The sequence below is a fragment of the Mesorhizobium sp. P3_A9 genome (assembly GCF_056402975.1).
Genome location: NZ_JBFUGJ010000292.1, coordinates 1 through 7,384, shown reverse-complemented (window position 1 = coordinate 7,384; position 7,384 = coordinate 1). Strand labels below are relative to the sequence as shown.

The following is a 7,384-nucleotide window of genomic DNA, read 5'->3' as shown; positions in this document are numbered from 1 at the left end:
GCCATGCGGCGCAGGTGATCCAGCAGGGTCACGAAATCATCCCCCCGACCGCACCAGATGCAGGCCTGCCGCCATGATCGCGAATCCGGCGAGAACGATCAGCAGCAACCCGTTCATGCGCCGGCGCATGGCTTGCGTTTCCTCATCCCGTGCGACGTTCATGTTGGTGATGGTGTGGAACATCATCGCCTTGCGCGGAAAGCCGCTGCGGTTGGTCAGATCCGGTGAGCGCGCCTCGATACGATAGCTCAACCGAATGGCCAGGATGAAGACTGCCAGAATCCCAAGCGCCAAGACGCCAGCCAGCAAATAGAGCACCTCCCCCGTCATTCCATTATCCCATGTTGTCCCTGGTACTTCTCGACCTTTTGCTCGATGGCGCCGAAGATCGAATGGCCGGCTCTGTCCTTCATCTCGATGCGCACCGTGTCGCCGAAGCGCAGGAACGGCGTTTTGGGTTCACCCGCCTCGATGGTCTCGATCATGCGCAGCTCGGCGATGCAGGAATAGCCGGCGCCGCCCGCCGAGACAGGCTTGCCCGGCCCGCCGTCGAGCTTGTTGGAGACTGTGCCCGAACCGATGATGGTGCCTGATACCAGCGGCCTTGTCCTGGCCGCATGCACGATCAGTGCCGGAAAATCGAAGGTCATGTCGACACCGGCATTGGCGCGGCCGAACGGCTTGCCGTTAAGGTCGGCGAGCAGCGGCAGGCTGACCTTGCCGCCATCCCAGGCGTCGCCCAGTTCATCCGGCGTCACCGCGACGGGCGAAAAGGCAGAGGACGGTTTCGACTGGAAGAAACCAAACCCCTTGGCCAGTTCCGGTCCCGTCAGCGCGCGCAGCGTGACATCGTTGACCAGCATGACCAGCCGGATCGCGGCGCGTGCTTCGTCTAGGCTTGCCCCCATCGGCACGTCGTCGACGATGACGGCGACTTCGCCTTCCATGTCGATGCCGAAGGCTTCGTCGGCCATGCGGATCGGATCGCGCGGTGGAATGAAGGAGTCCGAGCCGCCCTGATAGATCAGCGGATCGGTCCAGAAGCTTGCCGGCATTGCGACGCCGCGTGCTTTGCGCACCAGTTCGACATGATTCACATAGGCCGATCCATCCGCCCATTGATAGGCGCGCGGCAGCGGCGAATGCGCGTCGTGCTCGTGAAAGCGCGCCGACGGCACCGCATTGTTCTCCAGCGATTCCGCTATTGTGCCGAGATGCGGTGAAATCCTGCGCCAGTCGTCGAGTGCCGCCTGCAGCGTGCGCGCCAGGAAAGAGGCGTCGGTGTACTGCGTCAGGTCGCGCGAGACGACAACGAGTTTTCCGTCGCGCGTCCCGTCCTTCAGTGTGGCAAGCTTCATGCGGTTTCCTCTCCTTGTGCAGCTTTCACACTGCTTAATTCCACAACAAGGCCGTCGCAGGCGATCGTCAAGTCGCCGGCCCATGTTTTCCTGACAGCGGCGATCCAATCCGCCTCGCCGATCTCGGCATCGTCGGCGGGAATGAGGTGATTGAGCACCAGCCTCTTCACGCCGGCATCGCTGGCGATACGCCCGGCCCCTTCGGCGAAGCTGTGGCTGGCGAGCAGATGTTCTCTGAGCCGAGCGCCATTGCCGGTTCTGGCGACCAGCCGTTCGATGCCCTCTTCCAGCATGGCTTCATGGACGAGAACATCAGCACCCTTGGCAAAATCGGCGAGCGGCGGAAAGAAGGCCGTGTCGGCGGAAAACACCACGCTTTTCCCGCCATGCTCGAAGCGCAGCGCAAAGCAGTCGGTCACCGGTGGATGGTCGACACGCAGCGCCGTCACTTTCAGGCCGCCTTGCTCGACCACCTGCCCCTCGCCGAATTCGCTGATCGAAATCAGTTCGCGAATATCGGGCCGACCCTCGTCAACGATACGGATTTCAATGTCGAATTCCATCGCCTGGCAGAAGCGCCGCCAATAATGGCCGGTGCCGGCGGGCCCGAACACGTTGACCGGCGTCGCCAGACCCGCCGTCCATGCGGTGTGGAGCAACGGCCCGAGTTCCAGCACATGATCGGAATGCAAATGCGTGATGAAGACAAGGTCGAGCGCCTTCAGGCTGATGCCGGCATCGACCAGACCACGCGTCACGCCAAGCCCGCAATCGACGACGATGATCCGCCCACCGAGTTCCAACAGCGACGAACTCGGCCACGGCCCACCCGGCCGCAACGCCGGGCCGCCCTTCGAGCCGAGCAGCACCAGTCGATCGCTCATCAGACGAGCCTCAAGACCAGTCGCCCTCGGGCGTGCCATTGAAGCGTTTCTTCAGGTCGGCCCAGCAGTCGATGTAATTGTCCTGCCGGGTTTCCAGTTCGGCGCCGTAGCGGGTCAGCATCTGCGGGTAGCGGGTCTCGAACATGAAGGCCATGGTGTTGTCGAGCTTGACCGGTTTCAGCTCAGCACGCGAGGCCTTTTCGAAGCCAGGCGCGTCCGGGCCATGGGCCAGCATCAGATTGTGCAGGCTGATGCCGCCGGGGATAAAACCTTCTTCCTTGGCGTCGTACTGGCCATGGATCAGCCCCATGAACTCGCTCATGATGTTGCGGTGATACCAGGGCGGCCGGAACGTATTTTCGGCCACCAGCCAGCGCGGCGGAAAGATGACGAAGTCGATGTTGGCGGTGCCCTCCTCGCCGCTCGGCGCGGTCAGCACCGTGAAGATCGACGGATCTGGATGGTCGAACAAAAGCGCACCGACCGGCGAAAAGGTCGCCAGATCATATTTGTAGGGCGCGTAGTTGCCGTGCCAGGCAACAACATCGAGCGGCGAATGGCCGATCTCGGTGACATGGAAATTGCCGCACCATTTGACGATCAGCCGGCACGGCGTTTCCTTCTCCTCGAACCAGGCACAAGGCGTCTTGAAATCGCGCGGGTTGGCCAGGCAATTGGCGCCGATCGGGCCGCGGTCGGGCAAGGTCAGCTTGGCGCCGTAGTTCTCGCAGACATAGCCGCGTACTTCCTCGTCGACCAGTTCGACCTTGAAGACGAGGCCGCGCGGCAAAACGGCGATCTCGCCGGGCCGCAGCTCGATGACGCCCATCTCCGTCACCAGACGCAGGGCGCCGACTTGCGGGACGACCAGCAACTCGCCGTCCGCGTTGAAGAAATGGTCGTCGACCATCGATGTGTTGGCGACATAGACATGGGCTGCCATGCCGCTCTGCCCTAGCACGTCGCCAGCCGTGGTGATCGTGCACATGCCCTGAATAAAGTCGGTCGGGTCCTTCGGCATCGGCACCGGATTCCAGCGATACTGGCCAAGCGCCAATTCATGATCGCCGACATTGGGCGCGGTCTTCCACAAGGGATAGGTCGCTGCCTTGAACCGGCCGGTGTGCTTGACGCTCGGCCGGATGCGATACAGCCAGGAGCGCTCATTGGTGCCGCGCGGCGCGGTGAAGGGCGAGCCCGAAAGTTGCTCGGCATAGAGGCCGTAGGCCGGCCGCTGCGGCGAGTTCCGTCCCTGCGGCAGCGAGCCGGGCAAGGTTTCGGTCTCAAAATCGTTGCCGAAGCCCGGCATGTAGGAAAAGGCCATCCGAYCCTCCCTGATCCCTGCCTCTCAGCCGCCTGAAACGCGGCTTACCGGCAATATTGACCAAACTGGTTTCATTTGTAACCATTGAAAATGTAACTATCAACGGCCACGGCGCGCATCATGGAATCCGATATTCTGGAACTGGAAAGTTTCCTGCCCTACCGCCTCTACCGGCTGGCCGATGCCGTCAGCCGCGAATTCTCGAAGATCTACCGGGATCGCCACGGGCTGACCCGACCGGAGTGGCGCACGCTTTCAGGTCTCGGCCAGCGCGGCACGATGACGGCGACAGAACTCGGCGAGCAGTCGGCCATGCACAAGACCAAGGTTTCGCGCGCCGTGGCCGAACTCGCGCGACGGCGCTGGCTGACACGCACGCCTGACGAGAGCGACCGCCGCGTTGAACATCTGGCTCTCACCAAGGCCGGGCTTGCCGCCTATCACGAGATGGTGCCGCTGGCGAAGGCGTTTGAGAAGGAGTTGCTGGCTAGGCTCGGTGCGGAGGAACGCGCGGCGATTGTCAACGGGGTGGCAGCTCTGGAGGCAAGGTTCGACCGTCGCAGAAATCAGATTGCTCCGGCGGTAGGCAACGCTCCTAAGCCGTAATATGTGCGTTCGGCTTCAATGATGCCTCTGACGTGGGTTCGAAATGCCACCGGATCATCGATGTAGGCCAGGAGCGCCTGCGCTTGCGAGGCCGCGTGTCTTTGAACTCTTTCAAACAGCCGCCTTGCCGTTTCAAAATCACCAGCCAAACCGGCCGCCACCCCGGCATTAAAAGCTGCCCATTCGCCGTACGCACCCGGCTGCAATTCATTCACGAGAATCGTCGCTGCCGCCTGCACGGAAGGAAACATCGATCGATGAACCTGATCGATCTCGACTGCCTTCCTGGCCATTTGACTGACCACGGGCACAAACTGCTCGGGGCTCTGGAACTCAACGAACCCGCCGACGCGTTCAGAGCGATCGAAGGTCAGTGTTTCCAGAAGCGAGCCCCAAAGCCAGTGGACTGCTACGTTCAGGTACGTGCCTTTGGACCAAGAGCTGGGCTGAAATTCGACTACACTTAGCCAGAAGCCACGATCTGCGATCCAGACACGTGATTGCCCCTTTCGCTGAAATCCGGCGGGCTGCAACGCGATCTTTGCCTGCGCAGCAATGATACGCCCGTGCTCGTTGTCCGCCATCTCTGGTCCCCACGTGAAGCCAATAGGTCGCCCCTACCAGTCCATCACCACCTTGCCGGAACTGCCGCTGCGCATCGCATCAAAGCCCGTCTGGAAATCATCAATACCGATGCGGTGGGTGATCAGCCCCGACACATCGAGCGGCCCCTGGACCAGCGCGATCATCTTGTACCAGGTCTCGAACATTTCGCGGCCATAGATGCCCTTGAGATGCAGCATCTTGAAGATGACCTTGTTCCAGTCGATCTCGAAGCCGGTCGGCGCAATGCCCAGAATAGCGATCTTGCCGCCATTGTTCATGGTGTCGATCATGTCGCGGAAGGCGGGCGCCGCTCCCGACATTTCCAGGCCGACGTCAAAACCTTCGGTCATGCCCAGCGCCGGCATGATTTCGCGCAGCTTTTCCTTCGAGGCGTCGACGACATGCTGGACGCCGAGCTTTTTCGCCAGCGCCAGCCGTACCGGGTTGATGTCGGTGATGACGACCTTTCGCGCACCCACGCATTGCGCCACCAGCGCGCCCATGATGCCGATCGGCCCCGCGCCTGTGACCAGCACATCCTCGCCGACGAGGTCGAAGGACAATGCCGTGTGAACGGCATTGCCCAGGGGATCGAAGATTGCTGCAATCTCGTCCGGCACGTCGTCGGGGATCGGCACGACATTGTGCTGCGGTATCGCCAGATACTCACCGAAGGCGCCGGGCCGGTTAACACCCACGCCGAGCGTGTTGCGGCAGAGATGCCCCCTGCCCGCACGGCAGTTACGGCAATGGCCGCAGACGATGTGGCCCTCGCCCGACACGCGCTGGCCGACCTTGTATTCGGTGACGGCTGCACCGAAATCGGCGACGGTGCCGACGAACTCATGACCGGTGACCATCGGCACCGGCACGGTCTTCTGCGCCCACTGGTCCCAATTGTAGATGTGCACGTCGGTACCGCAGATCGCCGTCTTCTTGATCTTGATCAGCACATCGTTGGGGCCGATCTCCGGCACCGGCACCTCTTCCATCCAGATGCCCGGTTCGGCCTTGGCCTTCACCAGCGCCTTCATCATGTTCGACATTCTTTTGTCCCTTGAATCTCTTGATCCGGAATCGCTTTTCGGCGCCGGCTGCTCAGGAAATGACACCCAGCTCCTTGCCGACCGCAGCGAAAGCCTCCACCGCACGGTCGATGTCGGCAATGGAATGCGCCGCCGACATCTGGGTGCGGATGCGCGCCTGGCCCTTCGGCACCACCGGGAACGAGAAGCCGATAACATAGATGCCGCGCTTCAGCATGCGCGCCGCCATCTCCTGCGCCAGCGTCGCGTCGCCCAGCATCACCGGGATGATCGGATGATCGGCCCCCGCCAGCGTGAAGCCGAGCTTGCCCATCTCAGACCTGAACCGCGCCGCATTGGCATAGAGGCGTTCGCGCAAGGCATCGCCATTGCGGATCAGGTCGAACACCTTGATCGAAGCGCCGGCGATCGCCGGCATCAGCGTATTGGAGAACAGATAGGGCCGTGAGCGCTGTCGCAGCCAGTCGACCACCTGGCTTTTGCCTGACGTATAACCGCCGGAAGCGCCGCCGAGCGCCTTGCCGAGCGTGCCGGTGATGATGTCGACCCTGCCCTCGACGCCGCAATGCTCGGCCGAGCCACGGCCATTTTTGCCGACGAAGCCAACCGCATGGCTGTCGTCGACCATGACCATGGCATCGTATTTGTCGGCAAGGTCGCAGACGCCTTTCAGGTTGGCGATGATGCCGTCCATCGAGAACACGCCGTCGGTGGCGATCAGCCGGAAACGGCAATCCCTGGCTTCCTTCAGCCGCGCCTCAAGATCCGCCATGTCGTTGTTGGCGTAGCGGACGCGCTTGGCCTTCGACAGCCTGACGCCATCGATGATCGAGGCGTGGTTCAGCGCATCCGAGATGATCGCGTCATCCTCGCCTAGCAGCGTCTCGAACAGGCCGCCATTGGCGTCGAAGCAGGAGCCGTAGAGGATGGTGTCTTCAAGGCCGAGGAAAGACGAAATCGTCGCCTCGAGCTCTTTGTGCTCCTCCTGCGTGCCGCAGATGAAGCGCACAGACGCCATGCCGTAGCCGTAACGGTCGAGCGCCTGGGTGGCCGCCTTTCGCAGGTCGGCGCTGTCGGCGAGGCCGAGATAGTTGTTGGCGCAAAAATTCAGCACTTTCTCGCCRCCGACCTCGATCTSGGCYGACTGYRTYGAGGWGATCACYCGCTCGGAYTTGTAGAGCCCRGCCGATTTSAGCCCGGCAAGCTCGCTGTCAATATGGGAGAGAAATGCTGCGGTCATGATCAAGCCTCGTTTGACGTGGGCAGACTGTCGTCCCGCCTGCGCAAAAAATCCATCGCAAAAGCGACCGGATCGGGTGGCCGGGCAGCATCAGACGAGACGCCATAGGCATCGCCCAAGCGACCGCAGGTAACGAATGCTCAAATGCAGGCCGGCAGCGAAAGGAGGCGATAACCATTTCGCGATCTTTCCGCGTCTTCCCCTTGCCGGCCGGCGATCGATTTCCAGTCCTGTTAACGTTTGCAGTTCAATGGTGCTCATACAGGAATCCGTTGGCGAGRGGGCCGCCCCCGAACATGTCGCAGCAGCCGGTGCATACC

General features: G+C 61.9%; 8 protein-coding genes. 1 reads left to right on the top strand and 7 read right to left on the bottom strand.

Annotation, left to right across the window (positions count from 1 at the left end; genetic code table 11):
• Positions 1-36: 36 nt before the first annotated feature.
• Genes AC1DX0_RS27485 through hmgA form a run of 4 tightly spaced genes read right to left on the bottom strand, consistent with a single transcriptional unit; the run spans position 37 to position 3,566 of the window.
• On the bottom strand, positions 37-330 hold the full coding sequence (locus tag AC1DX0_RS27485; protein WP_477219140.1) for a hypothetical protein: 294 nt from the start codon (positions 328-330) through the stop codon (positions 37-39).
• Positions 327-1,358, bottom strand: coding sequence for a fumarylacetoacetate hydrolase family protein (locus AC1DX0_RS27480; protein WP_477219141.1), 1,032 nt, complete (start codon positions 1,356-1,358; stop codon positions 327-329). Before AC1DX0_RS27480 ends, AC1DX0_RS27485 begins: the two co-directional genes overlap by 4 nt.
• On the bottom strand, positions 1,355-2,242 hold the full coding sequence (locus AC1DX0_RS27475; RefSeq protein WP_477219142.1) for an MBL fold metallo-hydrolase: 888 nt from the start codon (positions 2,240-2,242) through the stop codon (positions 1,355-1,357). Before AC1DX0_RS27475 ends, AC1DX0_RS27480 begins: the two co-directional genes overlap by 4 nt.
• Positions 2,243-2,252: 10 nt before the next feature.
• Complete coding sequence (gene hmgA, locus AC1DX0_RS27470; protein WP_477219143.1) at positions 2,253-3,566, bottom strand: homogentisate 1,2-dioxygenase; 1,314 nt, start codon at positions 3,564-3,566, stop codon at positions 2,253-2,255.
• A gap of 120 nt (positions 3,567-3,686) precedes the next feature.
• Between hmgA and AC1DX0_RS27465 the strand changes: the two genes are divergently transcribed.
• Positions 3,687-4,172, top strand: a complete 486-nt coding sequence (locus tag AC1DX0_RS27465; RefSeq protein ID WP_477219144.1) for a MarR family winged helix-turn-helix transcriptional regulator — start codon at positions 3,687-3,689, stop codon at positions 4,170-4,172.
• Here the strand turns inward: AC1DX0_RS27465 and AC1DX0_RS27460 are convergent.
• The 3 genes from AC1DX0_RS27460 to AC1DX0_RS27450 are packed head-to-tail and all read right to left on the bottom strand — an operon-like array spanning position 4,133 to position 7,064.
• Positions 4,133-4,756 carry a DUF4304 domain-containing protein gene (locus AC1DX0_RS27460; protein WP_477219145.1) on the bottom strand — a complete coding sequence of 208 codons (624 nt, stop codon included), beginning with the start codon at positions 4,754-4,756 and terminating at the stop codon, positions 4,133-4,135. The genes AC1DX0_RS27465 and AC1DX0_RS27460 overlap by 40 nt on opposite strands.
• 33 nt (positions 4,757-4,789) lie before the next feature.
• A complete protein-coding gene (gene tdh, locus AC1DX0_RS27455; protein WP_477219146.1) occupies positions 4,790-5,824 on the bottom strand; it encodes an L-threonine 3-dehydrogenase in 1,035 nt (344 codons plus the stop codon).
• Positions 5,825-5,876: 52 nt separating this feature from the next.
• Entirely contained in the window at positions 5,877-7,064 is a 1,188-nt protein-coding gene (locus AC1DX0_RS27450) for a glycine C-acetyltransferase (protein ID WP_477357534.1), read from the bottom strand.
• Between the last annotated feature and the right edge of the window lie 320 nt (positions 7,065-7,384).

Bases quoted from the DNA above. Each gene is read 5' to 3' on its own strand.
- AC1DX0_RS27475 (WP_477219142.1), bottom strand. From the start codon at position 2,242: ATGAGCGATCGACTGGTGCTGCTCGGCTCGAAGGGCGGCCCGGCGTTG.
- AC1DX0_RS27480 (WP_477219141.1), bottom strand. From the start codon at position 1,358: ATGAAGCTTGCCACACTGAAGGACGGGACGCGCGACGGAAAACTCGTT.
- AC1DX0_RS27485 (WP_477219140.1), bottom strand. From the start codon at position 330: ATGACGGGGGAGGTGCTCTATTTGCTGGCTGGCGTCTTGGCGCTTGGG.
- AC1DX0_RS27465 (WP_477219144.1), top strand. From the start codon at position 3,687: ATGGAATCCGATATTCTGGAACTGGAAAGTTTCCTGCCCTACCGCCTC.
- hmgA (WP_477219143.1), bottom strand. From the start codon at position 3,566: ATGGCCTTTTCCTACATGCCGGGCTTCGGCAACGATTTTGAGACCGAA.
- tdh (WP_477219146.1), bottom strand. From the start codon at position 5,824: ATGTCGAACATGATGAAGGCGCTGGTGAAGGCCAAGGCCGAACCGGGC.
- AC1DX0_RS27460 (WP_477219145.1), bottom strand. From the start codon at position 4,756: ATGGCGGACAACGAGCACGGGCGTATCATTGCTGCGCAGGCAAAGATC.